General features: G+C 68.9%; 19 protein-coding genes, 1 tRNA gene and 1 pseudogene. 12 read left to right on the top strand and 9 right to left on the bottom strand.

Annotation, left to right across the window (positions count from 1 at the left end; genetic code table 11):
- Positions 1–164 precede the first annotated feature (164 nt).
- A complete protein-coding gene (locus GWK25_RS01280) occupies positions 165–2,459 on the top strand; it encodes a (Fe-S)-binding protein (RefSeq protein ID WP_215448039.1) in 2,295 nt (764 codons plus the stop codon).
- A gap of 139 nt (positions 2,460–2,598) precedes the next feature.
- Here the strand turns inward: GWK25_RS01280 and GWK25_RS01275 are convergent, their stop codons facing one another.
- Complete coding sequence (locus GWK25_RS01275; RefSeq protein ID WP_215448036.1) at positions 2,599–3,375, bottom strand: DUF6281 family protein; 777 nt, start codon at positions 3,373–3,375, stop codon at positions 2,599–2,601.
- 312 nt (positions 3,376–3,687) lie between these two features.
- Between GWK25_RS01275 and GWK25_RS01270 the strand changes: the two genes are divergently transcribed.
- From GWK25_RS01270 to GWK25_RS01240, 7 genes are all read left to right on the top strand, one after another.
- The gene (locus GWK25_RS01270) at positions 3,688–5,163 is read left to right on the top strand and encodes a VCBS repeat-containing protein (protein WP_215448033.1); all 1,476 of its coding nucleotides are present in this window, start codon (positions 3,688–3,690) and stop codon (positions 5,161–5,163) included.
- A gap of 125 nt (positions 5,164–5,288) precedes the next feature.
- Positions 5,289–6,719 carry an FG-GAP and VCBS repeat-containing protein gene (locus GWK25_RS01265; RefSeq protein ID WP_215448030.1) on the top strand — a complete coding sequence of 477 codons (1,431 nt, stop codon included), beginning with the start codon at positions 5,289–5,291 and terminating at the stop codon, positions 6,717–6,719.
- Positions 6,720–7,263: 544 nt separating this feature from the next.
- Positions 7,264–7,482 carry a hypothetical protein gene (locus tag GWK25_RS01260; protein ID WP_215448028.1) on the top strand — a complete coding sequence of 73 codons (219 nt, stop codon included), beginning with the start codon at positions 7,264–7,266 and terminating at the stop codon, positions 7,480–7,482.
- A 79-nt stretch (positions 7,483–7,561) separates the two neighbouring features.
- On the top strand, positions 7,562–7,957 hold the full coding sequence (locus GWK25_RS01255; RefSeq protein ID WP_215448026.1) for a nuclear transport factor 2 family protein: 396 nt from the start codon (positions 7,562–7,564) through the stop codon (positions 7,955–7,957).
- A gap of 146 nt (positions 7,958–8,103) precedes the next feature.
- A complete protein-coding gene (locus GWK25_RS01250; RefSeq protein ID WP_308404152.1) occupies positions 8,104–9,579 on the top strand; it encodes an FG-GAP repeat protein in 1,476 nt (491 codons plus the stop codon).
- 125 nt (positions 9,580–9,704) lie between these two features.
- The gene (locus tag GWK25_RS01245; RefSeq protein ID WP_215448024.1) at positions 9,705–10,763 is read left to right on the top strand and encodes a Yip1 family protein; all 1,059 of its coding nucleotides are present in this window, start codon (positions 9,705–9,707) and stop codon (positions 10,761–10,763) included.
- Between the two features lie 195 nt (positions 10,764–10,958).
- Complete coding sequence (locus tag GWK25_RS01240) at positions 10,959–12,056, top strand: hypothetical protein (RefSeq protein ID WP_215457127.1); 1,098 nt, start codon at positions 10,959–10,961, stop codon at positions 12,054–12,056.
- Between the two features lie 72 nt (positions 12,057–12,128).
- Here GWK25_RS01240 and GWK25_RS01235 read toward each other — a convergent pair whose 3' ends face one another.
- The 3 genes from GWK25_RS01235 to GWK25_RS01225 all read right to left on the bottom strand — a co-directional run bounded on the left by GWK25_RS01235 (position 12,129) and on the right by GWK25_RS01225 (position 13,506).
- Entirely contained in the window at positions 12,129–12,644 is a 516-nt protein-coding gene (locus GWK25_RS01235; protein ID WP_215448023.1) for a phosphoribosyltransferase, read from the bottom strand.
- Complete coding sequence (dcd, locus tag GWK25_RS01230) at positions 12,641–13,216, bottom strand: dCTP deaminase (RefSeq protein ID WP_033530332.1); 576 nt, start codon at positions 13,214–13,216, stop codon at positions 12,641–12,643. Before dcd ends, GWK25_RS01235 begins: the two co-directional genes overlap by 4 nt.
- 131 nt (positions 13,217–13,347) lie before the next feature.
- Positions 13,348–13,506 (bottom strand): hypothetical protein, encoded by a 159-nt coding sequence (locus GWK25_RS01225; RefSeq protein WP_215448021.1) that lies wholly within the window; start codon positions 13,504–13,506, stop codon positions 13,348–13,350.
- A gap of 291 nt (positions 13,507–13,797) precedes the next feature.
- Here GWK25_RS01225 and GWK25_RS01220 point away from each other — a divergent pair.
- Both GWK25_RS01220 and GWK25_RS01215 read left to right on the top strand, forming a co-directional pair.
- A tRNA-Gly gene (locus tag GWK25_RS01220) sits at positions 13,798–13,871 on the top strand.
- 556 nt (positions 13,872–14,427) lie between these two features.
- Positions 14,428–14,937, top strand: a complete 510-nt coding sequence (locus GWK25_RS01215; RefSeq protein ID WP_215448018.1) for a DUF3761 domain-containing protein — start codon at positions 14,428–14,430, stop codon at positions 14,935–14,937.
- Positions 14,938–14,980: 43 nt separating this feature from the next.
- On the opposite strand, the gene GWK25_RS01210 is transcribed toward GWK25_RS01215, so the two are convergent.
- The 5 genes and pseudogenes from GWK25_RS01210 to GWK25_RS01195 form a co-directional block, all read right to left on the bottom strand.
- On the bottom strand, positions 14,981–15,460 hold the full coding sequence (locus tag GWK25_RS01210) for an ASCH domain-containing protein (RefSeq protein WP_308404151.1): 480 nt from the start codon (positions 15,458–15,460) through the stop codon (positions 14,981–14,983).
- Positions 15,457–16,590, bottom strand: coding sequence for a hypothetical protein (locus GWK25_RS01205; RefSeq protein WP_251828647.1), 1,134 nt, complete (start codon positions 16,588–16,590; stop codon positions 15,457–15,459). Before GWK25_RS01205 ends, GWK25_RS01210 begins: the two co-directional genes overlap by 4 nt.
- Positions 16,591–16,724: 134 nt before the next feature.
- A complete protein-coding gene (locus GWK25_RS43130) occupies positions 16,725–17,570 on the bottom strand; it encodes an ImmA/IrrE family metallo-endopeptidase (protein WP_308404150.1) in 846 nt (281 codons plus the stop codon).
- A 102-nt stretch (positions 17,571–17,672) separates the two neighbouring features.
- Positions 17,673–17,888: pseudogene (locus tag GWK25_RS44655) on the bottom strand (helix-turn-helix domain-containing protein); the annotation flags it as partial.
- A gap of 7 nt (positions 17,889–17,895) precedes the next feature.
- Positions 17,896–18,702, bottom strand: coding sequence for a hypothetical protein (locus GWK25_RS01195; RefSeq protein ID WP_215448012.1), 807 nt, complete (start codon positions 18,700–18,702; stop codon positions 17,896–17,898).
- A 688-nt stretch (positions 18,703–19,390) separates the two neighbouring features.
- On the opposite strand from GWK25_RS01195, the gene GWK25_RS01190 reads away from it, so the two are divergent.
- Both GWK25_RS01190 and GWK25_RS01185 read left to right on the top strand, forming a co-directional pair.
- The gene (locus GWK25_RS01190) at positions 19,391–19,882 is read left to right on the top strand and encodes a hypothetical protein (protein ID WP_215448009.1); all 492 of its coding nucleotides are present in this window, start codon (positions 19,391–19,393) and stop codon (positions 19,880–19,882) included.
- Between the two features lie 93 nt (positions 19,883–19,975).
- Positions 19,976–22,012 (top strand): flotillin family protein, encoded by a 2,037-nt coding sequence (locus GWK25_RS01185; RefSeq protein ID WP_215448008.1) that lies wholly within the window; start codon positions 19,976–19,978, stop codon positions 22,010–22,012.
- The last annotated feature ends 71 nt before the right edge of the window (positions 22,013–22,083 follow it).

Below are 22,083 nucleotides of genomic sequence, written 5' to 3'. Positions count from 1 at the left end.
TGCGGCAGAAGAACTGGGTAGTCTCAGACGGACTGCATAAGTTACCGCTTAGTAATGATCTCCAGTGATCTCCAGCGATCTTCGAGGTACCCGACGGGTCCCCGGGAGAAATCGCCGGAGAAATCGCCGGAGAAAACCCCCTCGCAGGCCCGAGGAGCCCCGAAATGCAACTCGCCGCGATCATCGTGTCGCTGGTCCTGACCGTGGTCGGCGTTGCGCTCATCGCCCGAGCCGTGGCGCAGATCTACCGGTTCGTGAAGCTCGGTCAGCCGGTGCCGGCGGGCAGCCGTACCGACGACCCGAAGGCGCGCACGATCACCCTGGCCCGGGAGTTCCTCGGCCACACCCGGATGAACCGGTGGGGGATCGTCGGCTTCGCCCACTGGTTCGTCGCGATCGGCTTCCTGACGCTGCCGCCGACCCTCGCCCAGGCGTACGGCCAGCTGTTCGAGGCCGACTGGACGCTGCCGGTCATCGGCGGCTTCCTGCCGTTCGAGATGTACATCGAGTTCATCGGTGTGATGACGATCCTCGGCATCCTCGTGCTGATCGCCATCCGGCTGCTCAGCCTGCCCTCCCGGGCCGGCCGCAAGTCGCGTTTCGCGGGCTCGAAGGCCTGGCAGGCGTACTTCGTCGAGTACGTCATCCTCACCATCGGCCTGGCGATCTACACCCTGCGCGGTCTCGAGGGCGCCATCCACCACGTGGACCACTACGAGGCCGGCTACTTCGCCTCGTACCCCCTGGTCCTCGCCTTCAAGGACCTCGACCCGAGCACCCTGCAGAACCTGGTCTACTTCACCGCGATGATCAAGATCGGCACCTCGCTGATCTGGATGATCGTCGTCTCGCTGAACACCAACATGGGTGTCGCCTGGCACCGCTTCCTCGGCTTCCCGAACATCTGGTTCAAGCGCAACGCCGACGGCGCCACCGCCCTGGGCGGCCTGCAGCCGATGACCTCCGGCGGCAAGCCGATCGACTTCACCGACCCCGGTGACGACGACGTCTTCGGTGTCTCCCAGGTCGAGCAGTTCTCCTGGAAGGGCATCCTCGACTTCTCCACCTGCACCGAGTGCGGCCGCTGCCAGTCGCAGTGCCCGGCCTGGAACACCGGCAAGCCGCTCTCGCCGAAGCTGCTGATCATGTCGCTGCGCGACCACGCCCACGCCAAGGCGCCCTACCTGCTCGCGGGTGGCGGCAAGACCATGGAGGGCGAGGAGAAGGCGAGCGAGGAGCAGCTGAAGGACGTGCCCGCCGCGGCCCTGGCCGAGGCCGAGCGCCCGCTGATCGGGACCGTCGAGGAGAACGGCGTCATCGACCCGGACGTCCTGTGGTCCTGCACCACCTGCGGCGCCTGTGTCGAGCAGTGCCCGGTCGACATCGAGCACGTCGACCACATCGTCGACATGCGCCGCTACCAGGTGATGATCGAGTCCGCGTTCCCGTCCGAGGCGGGCACGATGCTCAAGAACCTGGAGAAGAAGGGCAACCCCTGGGGCCTGGCGAAGAAGCAGCGCCTGGAGTGGCTCAAGGAGGTCGAGTTCGAGGTCCCGGTCGTCGGCAAGGACATCGAGGACCTCAGCGAGGTCGAGTACCTGTACTGGGTCGGCTGCGCCGGTGCCCTGGAGGACCGCGCCAAGAAGACCACCAAGGCCTTCGCCGAGCTGCTCCACATGGCGGGCGTCAAGTTCGCCATCATGGGCGGCGACGAGAAGTGCACCGGTGACTCCGCCCGCCGCCTCGGCAACGAGCCCCTCTTCCAGGAGCTCGGCATGGAGAACGTGGCCGCGCTGAACATGGCGTTCGGCGAGGAGATGGACGACGAGGGCAAGGTGACCGACGAGTCCCGCAAGCCCAAGTCGGCCAAGAAGATCGTCGCCACCTGCCCGCACTGCCTCAACACCCTCGGCAACGAGTACCCGCAGCTCGGCGGCGACTACGAGGTCATCCACCACACCCAGCTGCTCCAGCACCTCGTCGACGAGGGCAAGCTGATCCCGGTGACCCCGGTCGAGGGCATCATCACCTACCACGACCCCTGCTACCTGGGCCGCCACAACAAGATCTACACGCCGCCGCGCGAGATCATGACCGCCGTCCCGGGCCTGCGCCAGCAGGAGATGCACCGCCACAAGGAACGCGGCTTCTGCTGCGGCGCCGGTGGCGCGCGGATGTGGATGGAGGAGCGGATCGGCAAGCGCATCAACAACGAGCGCGTCGACGAGGCCCTCTCCCTCAACCCCGACATCGTCTCCACCGCCTGCCCGTTCTGCCTCGTCATGCTGACCGACTCGGTCAACGGCAAGAAGAACGAGGGCAAGGCCAAGGAGTCCGTCACGGTCGTCGACGTCGCCCAGCTGCTGCTGGAGTCCGTCAAGACCCCGGTCCCGGACGACGAGCCCCCGGCGGGCACGGCGGAGACGGAGAGCGAGCCGGAGCCGCAGCCGGTGAAGTAGCCGCGTGCGCACAGCAACTGGCGTGACGGTGCCCCCGGTCCGGTTCGGACCGGGGGCACCGTCACGCCACGGGCGGGCACCACTGGCACGGCTCAGGAGACGTACGGCCAGGAGACGGACGCCTCGGGCCCCGCGCCGCTCACCCCTCCTCGGCCGCGAGCAGGGCCTCGACCTCCGGCGGCAGGCCGTCGCCCATGCGGACCATGAAGAACGGCTCTTCGTCCGCCGAGAAGTCGATCGCTATCGCGTCGGCCGGGTCCAGCCCTTTGATCTCGTACGCCTGGAACACCTCCGGGTCGGCCGAGGGGTCGACCTCGCCGGGCGTGTCCCAGCAGGGCACCGCACGGGCCGACCCGGCCTTGGCCCCCAGCTCGATCTTCGCGTCGCCCCGGCCGATGTAGTCCTTGTTCCCGTACTCCACGACGAGCGCGCACTTCCCCACGGTGGCCGCGCTGTCGCCGTCGCCACTGTCGGAAGCGCCGTCGTCGGCGCTGTCCTCGCCGCCCTGCTCACCCTTCCCGAACACCCGCTCGACCGCCGCGGTCATCCCCTCGTCCTCGACCGCGTTGACCAGGACGCGCACCTCGCTCCCCGGCGACTCACGCACCGCGATCGCGTCCTCGGTGTCGACGCCCTTGATGGCGTAGGCCGTGTAGACGGCCAGGTCCTCGGCCGCCACCCGGTCCTCCTCGCCGCCGCCCTGGTCCTCGCAGACCGAGTCCCGCGCGGTGCCCACCTCGGCGCCGAGGGTGTAGGCGACCTTGCCCGCCTCGACGTACTGGCGGTCGTCGTAGTCCACGGCGAACACGCACAAGGCGGAACTCGTACCCCCGGTGTCCAGTGCCGCGCACCCGACGGTCAGGGGGGCCATCGCCAGGGCGGCCAGGGCGATCCGTACACGGGTACCGCTCAGCATGTCGTCTCCTCCGGTTCGCCGGCCTGTCGGTCGTTGCCTCGCACCGCAGACGCACGAGCGCGACGGAACGTTCGCCCGGACACCCGGCCTGCCCGATGCCCTACGAACCCCTTTCGCTCCCGTTGTCCCACCGATCTCAGTGGCCGCAGAAGTTTCTCGAATACCCGTACAACCCACCGGCCCCCTCAGCGGTCTCCTGTTAGCCAACGACCTCCTTACGTCCTGCTGAAATACAGACGAACAGGGATGGAACGGGCACCCCATTGACTGCGGACGTCTGCCAGGCGTCCGCATGCAGCAGGAGATTCCCGCATGCACAAGCATCTGCGACTCGCCCTCGCGACGGCCTCCGCGGCCGCGCTGACCGGCGGTCTGCTCACGTTCTCGTCCGTGACGGCGACGGCGGCCGACTCGGTCCACCAGCCCATGGCCGACTTCAACGGCGACGGCTACGGCGACGTCGCGTACTCGGCCGGCAACGCCACCGTCGGCGGCGCCTCGGGCGCCGGTCAGATCGTCGCCCTGTACGGCTCGGCGAGCGGCGTGACCTCGACGAAGCGCGCCACGATCAGCCAGAACACCACCGGCGTACCCGGCAGCGCGGAGAAGAACGACGCCTTCGGCTGGGTCAGCGCGTACGGCGACTACAACAACGACGGCTACGACGACCTCGCCGTGTCGGCGCTGGCCGAGGACGTCGACGGCGACACCGACGGCGGCACGGTCCTCATCGTCTGGGGCTCGGCGAGCGGCCTGTCCGGCGCCACCACCGTCAAGGACCCGGCGACCTCCTCGCACGACTACTGGGGCACCGCGCTGGCGTCCGGCGACTTCGACGGCGACGGCAAGGAGGACCTCGCGGTCGGCTCCTCGTCGAACCGGGTGTACGTCTTCAAGGGCGGCATCAGCAAGTCCGGCACGTACGGCGCCCGCTACAGCTTCACCACCGACATCCTCTCCGGCAACGGCACCGGCACCCTGGTGATGAGCGCCGGCGACGTCAACGGCGACAAGCGGACGGACCTCGTCGTCAACGGCTACGAGACCGACGGCGACTACCACTACAACACCAACTGGTACGTCCCCGGCAGCGCCTCCGGTCTGAGCGCCTCGGGCGCGCAGGAGCTGAAGCGCGGCATCATCACCGGCATCGGCGACGTCAACGGTGACGGCTACGGCGACATCGTCACCGGCCAGGACTGGGACCCGTCGAAGGACGGCAGCGAGCCCTCCGTGCCCGAGTCGTCCACCGGCGGCAAGGTCCACGTCGTCTACGGCACCGTCGACGGCCCGGGCACCACGGTCGCGGTGACGCAGAACAGCGGCAACGTGCCCGGCTCCTCCGAGCGCGGCGACTGGTTCGGCAGCGAGCTGTCCCTCGGCGACATCAACGGCGACGGCAAGACCGATCTGGTGGCCGGCGCCCCCGGCGAGAACCTCGGCGGTGTCGTCAACACGGGCGCCCTGACCATCCTGTACGGCACGGACGCCGGTCTGAACACGACCTCCGGCTACCAGTACTTCGCCCAGTCCACGGCCGGCGTGCCCGGTTCGGACGAGACGGACGACCGCCTCGGCAGCGACGTCAAGCTCACCGACGTCACCGGCGACGGAAAGGCGGACCTGACGGTCGGCGCGTACGGCGAGAACGACTTCAACGGCTCCCTGATCTACCTGCCCTCCGACGGCACGAAGATCACCACGACGGGCTCGCGCTCCATCGCCCCGTCCGCGGTCGGCGTCTCCACCTCCGGGCAGCCGGTCTTCGGCGCGAACGCGGCCAACTGAGAAGTCACGGACCGACGTTCCACAGCCTGTGGCAGGGCCCGCACCCGACCGGGTGCGGGCCCCCGTCCGCTCGGCACCTGCCCTCCATCCAGCCCCTCCTCCACCTCCTGCTTCCTGGAGCCCTCTTGCGTACCCGCTCCCTCCTCCTGGCCGCCGCCCTCGCCACCGGCCTCCTCACCGCGCTCCCGGCGACGAGCGTCGCGGCGCCCTCCGGTCTCTCCGGTGACTTCAACGGCGACGGCTACCGCGACCTCGCGATCGCCGCTCCCATCGCCAAGGTCTCCGGCAAGAAGGGGGCCGGTTACGTGGCGGTCGTCTACGGCACCGCCCAGGGCCTCACCACGGCCAAGCGCCAGATCATCAGCCAGGCCACGGCCGGTGTGCCCGGCTCCCCGCAGTCGTCCGGATACTTCGGTGACCGTCTGACCACGGGCGACCTCGACGGCGACGGCTACACGGACCTGATCGTGGGCGCGCACGGCCGCTCCCTCGGCTCGTCCGGCGACTCGGGCGCCCTCACAGTGCTGTGGGGCGGAGCGAGCGGTATCAAGACAGCGACCGACATCACCTCACCCCTCCCCGAGAACCGCAACGAGCTGGGCTGGTCCGTCGCCACCGGTGACTTCGACGGCGACGGCGACACCGACCTGGCCGCCGCCAACATCGCGTTCCCCGAGCTGAACATCTTCGAGGGCCCGATCTCCCGCACCGGCAAGGCGACGAAACTCGTCGGCATCGACACGTACGAGCAGACGGGCATCAACACCGACAAGATCGTCGCGGGGGACGTCACCGGCGACGGTGCGACGGACCTGCTGGTCATGGGCCAGCAGGAGATCAAGGACGGCTACCGCACGCGCGGCGTCCTCTACAAGGGCTCCGCCTCCGGCCTCAAGGCGGGCCCCAAGGTAGCCGGCGGCTACGCCGCCGTCATCGCCGACGTGAACAAGGACGGCCGGGGCGACATCGTCACCGGCAACTTCATGGAGAAGTCCACCGACGAGCCGAACGGCGGCCTCGGCGGCGCCATCACCGTCACCTACGGCAGCGCCACGGGCCTCAGCTCCCGCACCCCGGTCCGCATCGGCCAGGACACCGCGGGCGTGCCCGGCACCGCCACGAAGAACGACGCGTTCGGCTGGAGCCTCTCCGCGGGAGACGTCAACGGCGACGGCCACACCGACATCGCGGTCGGCGTCCTCAACAAGACCGTCGGTTCGAAGAAGCACGCCGGTGCCGTCGTCGTCCTGCGCGGTTCGAAGTCCGGCCTCACCGGCAGCGGCGCCAAGTCCTACTCCCAGAACACCGCGGGCGTCCCCGGCGCCGCGGAGGCGTACGACTACTTCGGAGCGGCGGTCCGCCTCACCGACAGCAACGGCGACGGCTTCGCGGAACTGGTCGCGGGCGCCTACGGCGAGAACTCCAGTGACGGTGCCGTCTGGACGCTGAAGTCCGGCACGTCAGGCATCACGGGCACCGGTGCGAAGTCCTTCAACGGCGAGACGGTGGGCGGCCCTTCGGGCGACGCGTACTTCGGAGACGTACTCGCGGGCTGACCGGACGGCGTACGTCCCGGGCTGACCGGACGGCGTACGCCCCCGGTACGACCACGACGGCGTACGCCCTCCCCCCTCGCGTCCCCGCTCTCCTCCCTTCCCTCTCCCCTGGAGCGGGACACGGACCCGACACCCCCGACGATCACCACCCCCGCCCTCACCCCCACCTCCGGTCGAGGCCTCCACCCCGTCGACGCCTACGCGGAGGACTGGGGGTGGTTCACGGCGAACGGGACGGACGGCAAGTACATCTGGTGTGAACTGGGTACTGAGCCGAAGCCGGACTGACCGCGGAGAACCACGGGGGTGGGAATGACGGGCGTACGCGGTGTGCTCCGAGTCGTGGGCCTGGCCGGGCTGTTGGTCACGGGCGGCGTGGCGACGAACCAGGTGCTGAACGACGGAAGGCTCAGCTGGACGTGGATGTACGCCGCGTTCGGCGTCGCGGTCCTGAGCTTCCTGCTCTCCGAGCGGGCCGTCCCCGCCCCCGCCGAGGGCACCGCTCGCGGCAGCCGCAGGGTGTATCTCCACGCTGCTGGCCTCGATGCGGTCCCGGGCCACACCCATCGACTCCCGGACGCTGCCCTGTGTCCGCACAGCCCTCCTCGTCGCCATCGCGGTGCTCCAAGAAGCGTTGTCTTTCGACGGCCAGCCCATCCCTCTCCTCGAACTCGCCTGGCTGAGCCTCACCGCACTTGACGTCCCCGCCCCCCGGCGCCCCCGCCCAAACCAGATCCTCCTCCTGGCCCGCACCCAGCCCTAGCCTGCGAAGCACCCCACTAGTGGCGATAATCACACAAAAGGAGCACAACAGGCAGGCATCCGGAAAGTAGGCGATCCCCATGGCCGAACACCCGAACGCAGCGCTCGTCCGCAAGGGCTACGACGCCTTCACCCGAGGCGACATGGACACCCTCCGCTCCCTGATGGCCTCGGACTGTACGCACCACGTCCCCGGCAGCCACCTGCTGTCGGGCGACTACAAGGGGCAGGACGCGATCATCGGCATGTTCCAGCGCCTCTTCGAGGAGACCGCCGGGACGTTCGACGTCACCCTCAGCCATGTGTGCGTGGACGGCCGGGGCCACGCCGTCTCCGTGCACCGGTACACCGCCGAGCGCGGCGGCAAGCGGATCGAGCAGAACGGCTGCCTCGTCTTCAGGATCGTCGGCGGCAAGTTCACGGACATCGACGAGTGCCAGGAGGACATGGACAAGGAGGCAGACTTCTGGTCCTAGCCCCTCCCGGCTCCCGGCTCCCGGCTCCCGGCTCCCGGCTCCCGGCTCCCGGCTCCCGTACTACAACCCCGCGCGGCCTCCAGGTGTCACACAGGTGAACCAGCCAGCACCCCACCCCGAAATCCGGCCATCACCTGGAGCCCCCCGTGCACAGACGGACATACGCCCTGGCCGCCGCCACCGTGGCGACCGCCACCACGGCGGCCCTCGCCCTCACCCTGGCGCCGGTCGCCACCGCCGCCCCCTCCGCCGCAGCCGTGACCAGCGACTTCAACGGTGACGGCTACGCGGACCTCGCCGTCGGCGTCCCCGACGCGACCGTGAACGGCAAGGCCAAGGCCGGCTATGTGAACCTCGTCTGGGGCGGGCCCAAGGGCCTGGGCAGAAACGGCAGCATCCGGGTCAGCCAGTCCACCGCCGAGGTCCCCGGCACCCCCGAGGCCGGCGACCGCTTCGGCGCCTCCGTACTGCTGGCCGACCTGAGCGGCGACGGCCTCGCCGAGCTGATCGTCGGCGCGCCCGGCGAGGACGTCACCGGCCGGGGCGCGGACGCGGGCACGGTCACCGTCGTCGGCGGTGCGCGGAGCGGCACGGGCCCGGCGTCCAACGCCCTCACCGGCCCGTCGGGGAACGCGGCGTACGGCTGGTCGGTCGCGGCGGCGGACCTGACCGGCGACGGCGGCCGGGACCTCGTGGTCGGCGGCCGGGACAAGGTCGTCGTGCGGGCCGCCGTCGACAACGGCGAGGACCTGGTCGTCACCACCGTCCTCGCCACGCCCATGGGCGGCCGCGCCCCGGTCCTCGCCACCGGCGACTTCACCGCCGACGGCACGGACGACCTCGCCCTCGCCTACTACACGATCGACGCCCCCTTCACCCAGTCCCACGTACGGCTGTGGTCCTGGGACGAGACCGAGCGCCGTATGGCCAACGTCTGGAACTCCGACAACGGCGCCGCCTCCGCGCTCGCCGTCGGCGACTTCGACGGTGACGGACTGGACGACCTGGCCCTCGGCGAGTGCCGCGAGATCGCCGACGAGAACATCGACGACCCGTGCGGCCCCGAGTCGTACGCCAAGGGCGGCGGCATCCACCTCCTCTACGGCGACAAGAACTCCTTCGGCCTGCGCACCCAGACCCTCAACCAGGACACCGTCGGCGTTCACGGCGTCGCCGAGGACGGCGACCGCTTCGGCGCCTCCCTCGCCGTACTGGACTGGAACCACGACGGCCGCGACGACCTGGTCGTGGGCGCCCCGGGCGAGGCCATCGGCACCCGCGCGGCGGCCGGCGCGATGACGTTCCTGCTGAGCCACGAGGGCGGCATCGTCGACCGCTTCGGCGAGGCCACGTCCGTCCCGTACCACCAGGACCGGCCCAAGGTCCCCGGCGTGGCGGAGGCGAACGACGCCTTCGGCACCGCCGTCGCCACCGGCGACTACGACAAGGACGGCACCCCGGACACGGCCGTCGGCGCCCCGGGCGAGAACGCGAAGTCCGGCGGCGTCTGGGGCTTCCCGAAGACCTCGGTCAATGGCTCCTACGCCCTCACCCCGAAGAACCTGGGCCTGCCGTCCCCGGCGTCGGCCCTGTCGTACGGCAGGTACGTCAGCAGCCGTTGAGCGCGCGCCGGCACGGCCGCCGACCTGCGCGGAGGCCGTGACCGCCCCCACCGGACCGACCACTGGACCGACCACCGGGCCGACCCCGCCCCACCCCTCACACATCCCTGACGATCCCTTAGGGGATGTCACAGCTCGGCCGCAAAGCCGGGCCGGTTGGCCCCGGCCCGGCACGCGGCAGTCCGGGACCAGGTACGTTCGATGACGTGGCTGGATTCAGGATCGGACGCGGCCGGGACAACGGCGCTCCTCAAGCGCGACCGCAAAACCCTCCGTACGGACAGCAGGCCCCGCAGGCCGGCGGCCCGTCGTACGGCTACCCCCAGACGCCCCCGGGACCGCCGTACGGCGGCGGGCGCGGCGGTCAGGGCGGCTGGCCCCAGACGCACGGCGGTGGACGCCCCGGCGGTTACGGGCCCCAGGGCAACCACGGAGGCCATGGGGGCCACGGGGGCCATGGCGGGCACGGGAACCACGGCGAGCCGGAGTACTTCGGCGACGACGGCGGGCACCCCCAGGGCGGCGGCCCGGACCCGTACGCGGCCAACAACCCGGGCCACACCCAGATGTTCTCCGTCGGCGAGGACCCGTACCAGCAGGGCGACACCTACCGCGCGGGCAACGCCCCGGCGGCGCCGCTCGGCCCGCGGCTGCCCTGGAAGGCGCTCCTCAAGGGCATCGTCACCAGCCCGAACCAGACGTTCCTGGTGATGCGCGACTACGCGGTGTGGGGTCCCGCTCTCATCGTGACGTTCCTGTACGGCCTGCTGGCCGTCTTCGGCTTCGACGCCGCACGCGAAGAGGCGATCAAGGCGACGCTCTCGGCGGCCGTGCCGATCGTGCTCGTCACCGGCGTGACGATGGTGGTCAGCATCTTCGTCCTGGGCGTGGTCACGCACACCCTCGCCCGGCAGCTCGGCGGAGACGGCGCCTGGCAGCCCACGGTCGGCCTCTCCATGCTGATCATGACCCTCACGGACGCGCCACGCCTGGTCGTCGCGATGTTCGCGGGCGGCGATGCCTCCTTCGTCCAGATCCTCGGCTGGATCACCTGGGTCGCTGCGGGCGCCCTCCTGACCATGATGGTCGCCAAGTCCCACGACCTCCCGTGGCCGAAGGCCCTGGGCGCCTCGGCGATCCAGCTGGTGGCGATCCTGTCCCTGATCAAGCTGGGTACGTTCTGACCACAGGTGACGAGTGAGGGGCTCCCGGCGACTTGCCGGGAGCCCTTTCTCTTTGTCAGGAGTCGCGCGAGTGGCCGACGAGGGCCGGACCTGTAGCCGACGGCGGCTGGAGCGGGCCGAGTTGCACTGTGTGATGATGCTGAAAACTGACCGGTCCTGGGGTGGGGCCGGGTGGGCGAGAGGGCGGGGGCCGGGGTGGGCAAGGGTGGGGAGTCCATATCGGACGAGGAGTGGGAGCGCTTTCTCCGCGAAGCCGAGGCGGGGAGCAAGGACGCGCCGGAGGAGCCGTCGGCGCGGGCCCGCATGGTGGCGGGACGGCTGCGGGACGCCCCCGCCGAGCCGGAGCCGTGGAGGAGTCACCAACCGCCCCGACGTCGTAGAGGCAAGGGCTGGTACGTAATCGGTCTGCTCGTCGCGGCCGCGTTGCTGGTCGTGGCACTGGCTCCGGGGCAGGTGGTCGGATGGTTCGCGGGCGAGAGCGGCGAACGCGCACCCCTCGCGGCGGAGTCGCAGCGCCCGGATGGACCCCCGCCGACAGAACCGGCGACCCAACAGCCGACCCTGAAGCAGCCGTTCAGGGGATCGCCCGCGGCCCGGTGGGGTGACGGGACGGCCGCGCTCGCCCTGCCCGAGGCACGGGCGACCGGCTGGATGAGCAAGGCGCAGGTGGCGGAGGCACTCGAGAAGAGCCGGGACTTCCTCGCCGAGTCCAGTCTGGATCGCGGTGTGCTGCGCGGGGAACGCCCGAAGAAGGCGATCGCGCTGATCAATCCGCACCAGAAGGACGTGCGGGACTTCCTGGCGACCGCGTTCCGTTCGCCCAGCCGGGAGAACGATCCCCTGCTGCTGTTCAGCCGGTTCGAGAGCTCCGAGGTCCGGCTGGTCGGGGATGTGGTCAAGACACGCGGGCGGATCACGTACCGGGAAGGGAAGCGGGGCGCGGTCGAGGTGACCACGGATGTCACGTACGTCTACCCGGTCGTGCGCGCGGAGGCGGGGAGCGACGAGGTCGCCCGCACCATCGTGCGCCGCGAGGTCGTGATGAGCTGGGACGACCCGGCGAAGATCATCACCGAGCCCGGCACGTTCTCCCTGGTCTCCTACAAGGTGGACACCACCAACGGCGGCTGCGACACCTTCACCGGCTACCTCACCCCCGAGTTCGCCGCGGAACGCGCGACTTCACCCTCGGGAGAAGGCCCGGCACTCGACCCGTACGACCGGAGCACGTCACTGGACGAGCGCATACGGAAGTCGGACGGGGAGCGATGCGCGACCGCCTCACGGTGGTGAGCCCCTGGTGACGCCCCGTGCCGGCCCCTCCCCCACCGGGCGAGGGGCCGCAGCGTCACCCGCCCCGTCGGATCAGAGCGCTTCCTTGGACGGAGTGACAGGCTCCCCCGACTTACGTACTACAGGCAGAACACTCCACGGGAAGTTGATCCACTCGTCGGTCCGCTTCCACACGTACTCGCACTTCACGAGGGAGTGGGACTTCTCATAGATCACGGCGGACCGGACCTCGGCGACGGCGTCGAGGCAGAAGTCGTGGACCAGCTTGAGCGTCTTGCCCGTGTCGGCGACGTCGTCCGTGATCAGGACCTTCTTGTCGGAGAAGTCGATCGTGTTCGGGACGGGGGCGAGCATGACGGGCATGTCGAGGGTCGTGCCGACGCCGGTGTAGAACTCGACGTTCACGAGGTGGATGTTCTTGCAGTCCAGGGCGTACGCCAGCCCGCCGGCGACGAAGACCCCGCCGCGGGCGATGCTGAGCACGATGTCGGGCTCGTACCCGTCGTCGGCGATGGTCTGCGCGAGTTCGCGTACGGCGGTGCCGAACGCCTCGTAGGTGAGGTTCTCCCGGGGCTGGGACACGCTCACACCTGCGTCCGGTGGAAGTTGAGGAAGGACCGGGAGGCGGTCGGGCCGCGCTGGCCCTGGTAGCGGGAGCCGTAGCGCTCGCTGCCGTACGGGAACTCGGCCGGCGAGCTGAGCCGGAACATGCACAGCTGCCCGATCTTCATGCCAGGCCAGAGCTTGATGGGGAGCGTGGCGAGGTTGGACAGTTCGAGGGTGACGTGCCCGGAGAAGCCGGGGTCGATGAACCCGGCGGTGGAGTGGGTGACGAGCCCGAGCCGGCCCAGGGAGCTCTTCCCCTCCAGCCGAGAGGCGAGATCGTCGGGAAGCGAGATCACCTCGTAGGTGCTGGCGAGCACGAACTCGCCGGGGTGGAGGATGAACGGCTCGTCCCCCTCGGGCTCGACGAGCCGCGTGAGGTCCGACTGCTCGACGGACGGGTCGATGTGCGGGTAGCGGTGGTTCTCGAACACCCGGAAGAAGCGGTCGAGACGCACGTCGATGCTCGACGGCTGCACCATGGTTTCGTCGTACGGATCGATCCGCACCCGACCGGCGTCGATCTCGGCCCGGATGTCCTTGTCTGAGAGAAGCACGCCCCGAGGATACGCAAGACGCGCGGGCCGCCCACCATCAGGACGGACTCCGCGCGCCTCGACGACTGCCGGCCGCAGGTAGCTCTACCTGTGGCGACCGCTGTGGCTAGCCCCTTCGACTACCGCTTCGACTACCGCTTCTGCAACGCCACCGGCACGACGCTGCGCAGGCGCGCGCAGCGTGGGCAGCGCATGAGCCGACCGGGGCCGAGGCGCTCGGCCTGCTGCATCGGGAACGAAGCGGTGCTGAACACGTGCCCATCGGCACAACGGACGACGGTGCGCTCCATCAAGTCCAAGAGTCCCTTCCCCAAGAGCCGCGTCTGGCTGTCGACCTACGTCGACGTGACACGAAGCGCCACATTACGGGATGAACGGGACGCCCCTCCAGGCGGCACTCCGATCCGTTCCACGACCCTCTCGGACCCTCTTCCGCACCTCCACCGTACGCCCCAACTCCCGCGCCCCGCAGCCCCATCCCCGCCCTGAAAGGCAACCGGGCCCCACGCCTTCAGCGCGCGGGGCCCGACATGAGGTAAAGTAACGATGCGTTCCGACACCGGCACCAACCGGCGTCTTACGCGGGTGTAGTTTAATGGTAGAACATCAGCTTCCCAAGCTGAGAGCGCGAGTTCGATTCTCGTCACCCGCTCCACGATGAAACCCCAGGTCAGTGGCCTGGGGTTTGTTTATTGTCTAGTCCAATTTGAGGGTGGCGCGCCCTCTGCGTGCCCTAAGTCGAGGTCAAGCGCCACTCGGAGGCGCCACAAAGGCCCACTGCAGGCACTCCAGTAACTCAATGTCTCGAGTAGTGAGACGCGTTTTCGGTGACCTTGGTCACATGGCGTGCAAATGGCGGCCAAGTCGCGTACGCAAAGGGCAACTTGCAGGGGCAGTGTCGCGCCGACCACTGCGCAGCACTGCTTCGGCCGTTCCGCCCCGGCAGTGCGAGCCGATGCTCCACAATGCGCGGCATGGCCGCCGCGTACAGCCGCTCTCGAAGACGCCGACCAGCGCCGCGATGCGGGCGCCCCACACAGAAGGGGACGCCGTGCAAGCTCCGCCAAGAGATCGGCCGCGGCTGCCGACACCACGCGACACGGGCCGAGCGTGAAGCAGCTAGGGCAGAGGCAGAGGCGCAAGCCGAGAGAGCAAGGCAGCGGGCCGAACAAGAACGACGGACCATTCGCTTCGGCCTCGGTGTCATCACCATGGCACTGCTCGCCAGCCTGGGCTCCTGCGCATGGGACTCCTGGAAAGAGGAGCAGCACGAGGCCGCGTGCCGCCCGCTCCGGACTCAGGCCCGCATGCAGAGCGACAAGGCGCAAGCGGTGCGGATTCCCCACGTGTCTCCCCTAGACCCGAGCCTCCTCGACCTCCAGCTTGGCTCCGATTTCCCTGACGACCTCGGAGACCTCAGCGCAACGTCGGCCACCGAGCTGGACATCTCGGCGGCATACAGCGACAAGCGCGAACTGGCCGGGCGTGCCGCACGAGTCGTTCTCGACCACAAAGAGTGCTTCAGTGACGACTACATAAGCCAGGCCACTCGAATACAGCAAGCCCCTGCGGAAGTCAGCCGGGTGGTGATGCCTTCGCCCGCCCACTGTCGTGACGGATGGCCCTCCACGTCCATCGGACGGCAAGGGGCATGTTCCTACCACGGCGGCGTCGTCCCTGCGAGGCCCTGGGCGACCTTGATCTTCAACTGGTCCAGCTGACACAACCGGTCGGCACGGATGACGTCGTCAACCGCTACCCGCCCTATGCGGGCACCAGGCCACCCAGTGCCTCGCGAAGGGCGGTGCCCGCCACGGGCCCGGCTTCGGCCACCTGCCGGAGATCATCGTTCTTCATGTAGCGGTAGCTCTGCGGAGGGTGGAAGGTGCCTGTGGCGCGCAGCGCGCTGAGCGGCACAGGTTCGTCGAAGGACACGGGATGCTCCAGCGTGATCCCACTCGCCTGGGCAGCACCGCTCATATAGGCGTCGTATTCGCGTCGAGTGATCCCGGTCTGAGCACGGTGGGCCGACCACACCTCCTTAGGGGAGGCCACGTGGACCGAGACGATTCGCGCCATGCCCACCAGGGCCATGGTGGGCGCGGTCGCGTAGAGCAGAACCGGGGTTCCGGGAGGCACGGCGACGCGTTGGCGGCGGACCTCCACCGTCTTGCTGCCGTCCAGGATCGCGGTGGCGAAGCGCGGGTGGACGGACAGCAGCATCGCGCGTTCCGGCTCGTTCACGTCGTTCGGTGCCCCTCTTTGTAGACCGCCTGGAACAGCTCGTTGCTGATCTTCGACAGGGAGATCAGCGACAACGGTAGTCCCAGCCCTTTGGTGAGGGAGGTCAATCGCCGCAGCGTCACCGGCCTGGGGAAGATCTCGGTGTCCGAGAACCTCAGCGCCATGGCGCGGCCCGAGGCGTCGGCGGCTGCTTTGACCTCACCCCGACCATATACGCCCAGGTGTTCGAATTTCGAGAAGAGAGTGTCAGGTGTGTCGATGAGCACCTCGTCGAGACGCGAACTGCCCACCACCATCTGGCCGTCCACACCCGCAGTGCCCTTGCTGACGTACCAGAGCAGACGGGCAGGGACGCTCTCGCCGCGGTGCCCGGAAGACCGGTAGTAGACGTGCTCCCGGCTGATCCCCAGTACGTCGCTGCGCGGCAGCAGCATGGCCGGGACGTTGAACAGTTCGGTGGACCAGCGCGGTTCGATCGGCACCAGGAATGACGGCAGCTCGGAGTCGATGACCTTCGCCGGCCACCATGCGCGCTCGACCACCGAGGCCACCTCGGCCGGCATCCCGGCGTGAAGTGAGGCTGCTTCCACGGTCAGCTCGCGGGCGAGCCCGCCGGCCACCGCCTCCACCTCGGCTGCCGTACCGCACACGTTCACCAAGAGGGCCACGAACTTGCCGTCGTGCTCGAAGAAGCCGTCGTCCCCGGCGGCGGCCTTGGCCACGGCGGAGAGGTGTGGGTCGCTGATGCGTATGGTCTCCGCCCCGCAGTCGCGCCCCTGGCGCTTCAGCAGGAAGAGCAGCTGCCTGGCCAGGGTCTCCTCCAGCGGATGGCCCGCGGTGCGCAGTACGGGGACGATCAGCGTCCGACCGTCCAACGCCCATGCGTAGAGGGCGACCGGGTGACCCTGCCCGTCCCTCAGCAGCTCTCGACGCCATACGACTGTGTCATCGGTCAGCGATCGAAGACGCTCGGCGAAGGCTGAGCCGTCGTCGCCGCCCGATTGATGGAAGAAGGCGACCAGTCCATCCTCCGCGCCTTGCGCCACCTCGCTGGACCGGAACTCCGTGCCCATCAGATCGGCCGGACGGTACACCTGGGCCTGCCGCAGTTCGTCCACATGCAGCGTCACGGTGGAGGGCGATACGACGCGGACCCGGGCAACTTCCCAAGCCACGTCCGGCGCTCCGGTCCCTGGCCACAGATCTGGCCTGATCAGGGAGAAGGTGACCGAAGAGTCTCCCTGACCCCGGTTGTCCCCGACGATCAACTCGGGAAAAGCGTGAGCACCTCAGGAGCGGCTGGCTTTGTGCCTTCCTCGGATGCGTCCAGGGAAAGGCGCGGCCTCGTCATCGTCGCCGTGGCGTAGACCTCGTTCGCAAGCTCGAAGGGCAGGCCCGAACGGGCGACAAGGTCGTCGAACGACACACCCGTCTCCTCACAAAGGCGGACCGCCTTTTCGAGCAGGAGGGGTGCTTCACGAGGGCCGAGATCGCAAGGCTCGGGGTCGCCATGCTGAGAGAGCATCATCATGGCGCGCTTGTACGTCGTCTCCCGGAAGGCACCGAGGGCGTGGGCACGGTAGACGAGGGCCTTGAGCGATGCGCCCCAGCGTCGCTTCAGCGCGTAAAGCGCCTCCCAGTCCAGCCTCTTCGGCAGCTCCGCAAGGATCTCAGCGCTCGGCATCAGAAATTCAGCCGCGAAGTCGTGCGCCTGGTTCTCGACGATCCTGCTGCCGGGCTCAGCATCAAGGTGCATGACCAGGTGCCCGGCCTCGTGCGCGGCGTCGAAGCGAGATCGAGCCTTGTCGTTCTTGGCGGGGTTCCGGAAGACCAGCGGCCTGGTCCCATACCAATGCGAGAAGGCATCCACCCGTTTGGACATCGCAGGAAGCTCCAGGACCACGGCGCCATGGGCTTCGAGTAGTCGTGTCACATGCGGGATCGGGCCGCTGGGCACCCCCATGGCCTCACGGGCCTCGCGCGCTACGGCCGCGATGTCCGCCCTGCTCGGCTCAGCCGGCAGAGCAAGGCGCGGCAGGGCCGCTGGGGGGAGTTCCACGTAGTGCTCGACGGTTGTCACCAGCCGCCAGACGATCTTGCCGAACGCCACCGCCTGATCCCGTTGAAGTTGCGTCGTCGCCCGGAGGCTTCGGAAGTGGGCGGCGCTGGGCACCGCTGGATGCGGGTGCCCTGTAGCGAAGAAGGTGGCGGGCACTCCCAGCGCCATGGCCAACTGCGCAACTACCGTGCTTGAAGGCCGACTCTGGCCCAGCTCGTACTGACTGACCGCTGCCGGCGTGAGCCCGACCTGCTTGGCAAGCTCGTTCTTGCGGAGCCCTCGAAGCTGACGAGCCGTGGTCAGAGCTTCGGGTTCGAAGGAACGGGAGGCGAGCTCAGCGCCTCTCGATCCTCGCGGCGGTGTCGGCATTGATTTCTCAGTCTGTGTTCTCGCGCTCTTCGCGCGTGTCTTCGGTGCGCCGGCGAAGCGGCAGATCGTTCTCCTTGAGGTCAGTGTGATCAGGCGCCTTGGGGGCCTCCTCTTCAACGGTACGGTCCTCGTCGGAATCCGTTTCAGACGCCGGCTCGTGGTCTTGATCTGCGAGGCTCTCGTCGGGCAGCTCGCCGTGCACGACAAGTTCATCCACGGCCGATCGCGGAGCCGGAAGGCCCGACTGGAGATCATTGTGGATCTCGACCGTCCCATCAAGCCAGGGCGAGCCGCCCTCGCGGTTGTCCTGCGGAAGACCCACCTCGATGACGCAGTTACCCGTTTCCGGATCACCCGTGTGCACGATCCGAACATGCCCCTGAGGAACAGCTGCCGCGAAGCTGTCGGCCCAGTCGGGGTCCTGGTCGAACGCCATCTGATCCTGAGCAGTGCTGTTCTGCACGGCACCCCGAAGTCGGGCGGCGCTGCCGTCCCAGCTGAGCTGTTCGAGCTTGTCGCGCACCTTTCCAGGGGCAGTGAGCGGGAACTTGTAGACCCTCACGACCCACCGCTGGGAGATGACCTCGATCGCCCCGCCTGCGACCTTTCGGACCGGAATCCCTGCCTGGTGGAGCTTCTGGAAGGAGAGGTTGGCGATGTTCCGCCAGACCAACTGAGCAAAAGTGCCGTTGTCGTCCCCGTGAGACGGGTCATGACGGTCGGCGTTGGTCGCGTACACATCGCGCGCGACGTCCCGGATGATCTCCAGCACCCGCCGGAGATCACTCACAGCCTGCTGCAGAGTGATTTCCACGGCCGCGACGATACCAGAAGGCCACGAATGGTGCGCGAGAATAAAGCAGATGGGTTGGTCAGCGGCACGCACCTCAAGTACATCAGGGTGCCCATGCTGCAGGCGTCCGCGAGACGGCAGGCGGCCGGGGCGCTTCGGTTCACTGCTCGGCAACCCCTTCCGCATTGAGATGGGGTCAGTTCAAGCCTGGACCGCAAGGTCGTCGAGCAGTCCACGGACGCGGCGTTCGACGTGGTCGCGATCGGGGCGCACGTCGTCGCCGGTCCCGCTCTCTGGCTCGTCGAGAGTTCCGTCGCGTCCGGAGTACTCGCGACCCGTTGGCCGACCGTCGTGCTCGACGTGCCCGGACAGCCCGGTCTGAGCGCTGACGTCCGCCCACGTCTGGGTCGGTCCGCGTGGTGCGGGCGATGGCTGACCGAGGCACTGGAGCAGGCTGCGCCTCGGACCAGCCCTGAACATCGGGCACTCGTCCGGCGAACATCTTGACGCACTCTTAGCGGGAACCGGCATGGAAGACCGAGTAAAGATTGCCGGAAGCCAGCAATGCGCTCCGAGTGTTCCCCAGGCAGGATTGGTCGGGAGGGAAGCACGCGGATCGGCCTCGGTGCCGGGCACCGGCAGGTGACCGGCACCAGGGCCTGGAGTGTGCGCTGAGGCTGTCACAGACGGGGACGATCGGGGGATCGGAATGCGGACGTTCTTCGGGGCCGCCACGACGTACCCGGTTTTCCCCTTCACCGTCGCCCTGATCGTGGTCGTGTGCTTCTGGCTGCTGGTCGCGGTGGGCGCGGCTCACTCCGGCAGCTTCGACGACGATGCGGACGCCGAAGTCTGGGGACTGGGCGGGGTGCCGGTCTCCGTCGGGTTCTCGCTGGTGACGGGTGCGGCCTGGCTCGGCAGCCTCTGCGCGACCGTTCTCCTGGATCCGCTTGTCCTCTCGGGTCCGGTGCGCGCTGTGACCGGGGTCGCCGTACTGATCGCCGCGCCGCTGTTCGCCTGGCGGGTGGCACGCGTGCTCGTACGGCCGTTGCAGCGCCTCTTCCCCGATGAACCCGGGCCGTCCGTGCCGGGCGAGGCCCGCTCGGGCGACGTGATCGGACTGCGAGACGCCGACGGCCAAGACTTCCGCCGGGGGACGTCACGCGACATCGCGCTTCATCGGCGGGACCGCGCCGCCTGACCCGCAACACCACCTGACCCGCAACGCCGCCGGATCTCGCCCCGGCTCTTCTTCCTCACGCTGCAACTCCCTTACGCCTCAAGGACGTATGCCATGGTCACCATGATCGTGGGCATCGGCGCGCTCGTCGCCGTCTGCCTGCTCGCCGTACTCGTCGTCGCCCGACTGTTCCGCAAGGTGGAGCAGGGCAAAGCGCTGATCGTCTCCAAGATGCGCAAGGTCGATGTGACCTTCACCGGGCAGGTCGTGCTGCCGGTGCTGCACAAGGCCGAGGTGATGGACATCTCGGTGAAGACCATCGAGATCACGCGGGCCGGCCGTGAGGGACTGATCTGCCAGGACAACATCCGCGCGGACATCCGGATCTCGTTCTTCGTGAAGGTCAACAAGACCGTCGAGGACGTCGTCAAGGTGGCCCAGGCCGTCGGTACGGCACGGGCGAGCGACCGGGACACGTTGCAGGAGCTGTTCCACGCGAAGTTCTCCGAGGCGCTGAAGACCGTCGGCAAGCAGCTGGACTTCACCGACCTCTACACCAAGCGCGAGGAGCTGCGGTACCGGATCATCGAGGTCATCGGCGTCGACCTCAACGGCTACCACCTGGAGGACGCGGCGATCGACTACCTGGAGCAGACGCCGCTGACCCAGCTCGACCCCGCCAACGTCCTTGACGCGCAGGGCATCCGGAAGATCACCGAGCTGACGGCCGTGGAGCATGTGCGCACCAACGAGGCGCAGCGCCATGAGGAAAAGGAGATCACTCGGCAGAACGTCGACGCCCGCGAGGCCATCCTGGAGCTGGAGCGCCGCCAGGCGGATGCCGAGATCAAGCAGCGCCGGGAGATCGAGACGGTACGGGCCCGTGAGGAGGCCGAGACGGCGCGGGTGATGGAGGAGGAGCGGCTCCGGTCGCAGGGTGCGTTCCTGCGGACCGAGGAGCAGCTGGGTGTGCAGCGGGAGAACCAGGCCCGTGAGGTCGCGGTCGCCGCGAAGAACCGTGAGCGCGTCATCGCCATCGAGACCGAGCGGATCGAGAAGGACCGTCTTCTCGAAGTCATCGCGCGGGAGCGGGAGACGGAGCTGACGCGGATCGCCGCGTCGAAGGAGGTCGAGGCGGAGAAGCGGGAGATCGCCGAGGTCATCCGCGAGCGCGTCGCCGTGGACCGTACGGTCGCCGAGCAGGAGGAGTCCATCAAGAAGCTGCGGGCCGTGGAGGAGGCGGAGCGGGAGCGGCAGACTGTGATCATCGCCGCCGAGGCTCAGGCGCAGGAGAAGCTGGTCAAGGACATCAAGGCGGCGGAGGCCGCCGAGCAGGCCGCCACGCACCGGGCCGCCGAGGAACTGACGCTGGCCGAGGCCCGGTTGAAGACCGCCGACCTCGACGCACGGGCCAAACTGCGCCTCGCCGAGGGAGTCCAGGCCGAATCCGCCGCCGAGGGCCTGGCGGCCGTCCAGGTCCGCGACAAGGAGGCCGAGGTCATCGAGAAGGCCGGCCGCGCGGAGGCCGAGGCGACCCAGGCCCGGCTGCGCGCCGAAGCCGACGGTGCGCGGGCCAAGGCACTGGCCGAGGCCGAGGGCATCAGCGGGAAGCTGAAGGCCGAGGCCGCTGGTCTCACCGACAAGGCCGCCGCCATGGCCGCCCTGGACGACGCCTCCCGCGGCCACGAGGAGTACCGGCTGCGGCTGGAGGCGGAGAAGGACATCCGGCTGGCCGGGCTGGACGTGCAGCGGCAGGTCGCCGAGGCGCAGGCCACGGTGCTGGCCACCGGGTTGGAGAACGCGGACATCAACATCGTCGGCGGGGAGTCGGTCTTCCTCGACCGGCTGGTGTCCTCGATCGCGCTCGGCAAGGGCGTCGACGGCTTCGTCCAGCACTCCGAGACCGCCCAGGCGCTGGCGAAGCCCTGGCTGGACGGCACCTCCAGCTTCACGGACGATCTCGGCCGCGTCCTCGGCTCCGTATCGACGGCTGATGTGCGGGAACTGACCGTCTCCGCGCTGCTGATGAAGCTGATGAAGACGGGCGGGGCCGACTCGGCCGCGCTGAGGCAGCTGCTCGACAAGGCCGGTGAGCTGGGTCTCGCGGACGCCTCGCTCACCGCTCTGAACGGCAGCGTCGCCAAGGTCTGACCGGCGGCCCATGATCCGCGGTCCGGAGCTGCCGCACAGGGGACGGCGGCTCCGGACCGTGCTCCACCGAC

It is taken from the genome of Streptomyces sp. ATCC 21386 (assembly GCF_018728545.1).
In the GTDB taxonomy this organism is placed as follows: Bacteria; Actinomycetota; Actinomycetes; order Streptomycetales; family Streptomycetaceae; genus Streptomyces.
The sequence above is the reverse complement of the archived record's forward strand: the minus strand, read 5'-3'. Positions and strand labels throughout refer to the sequence as shown.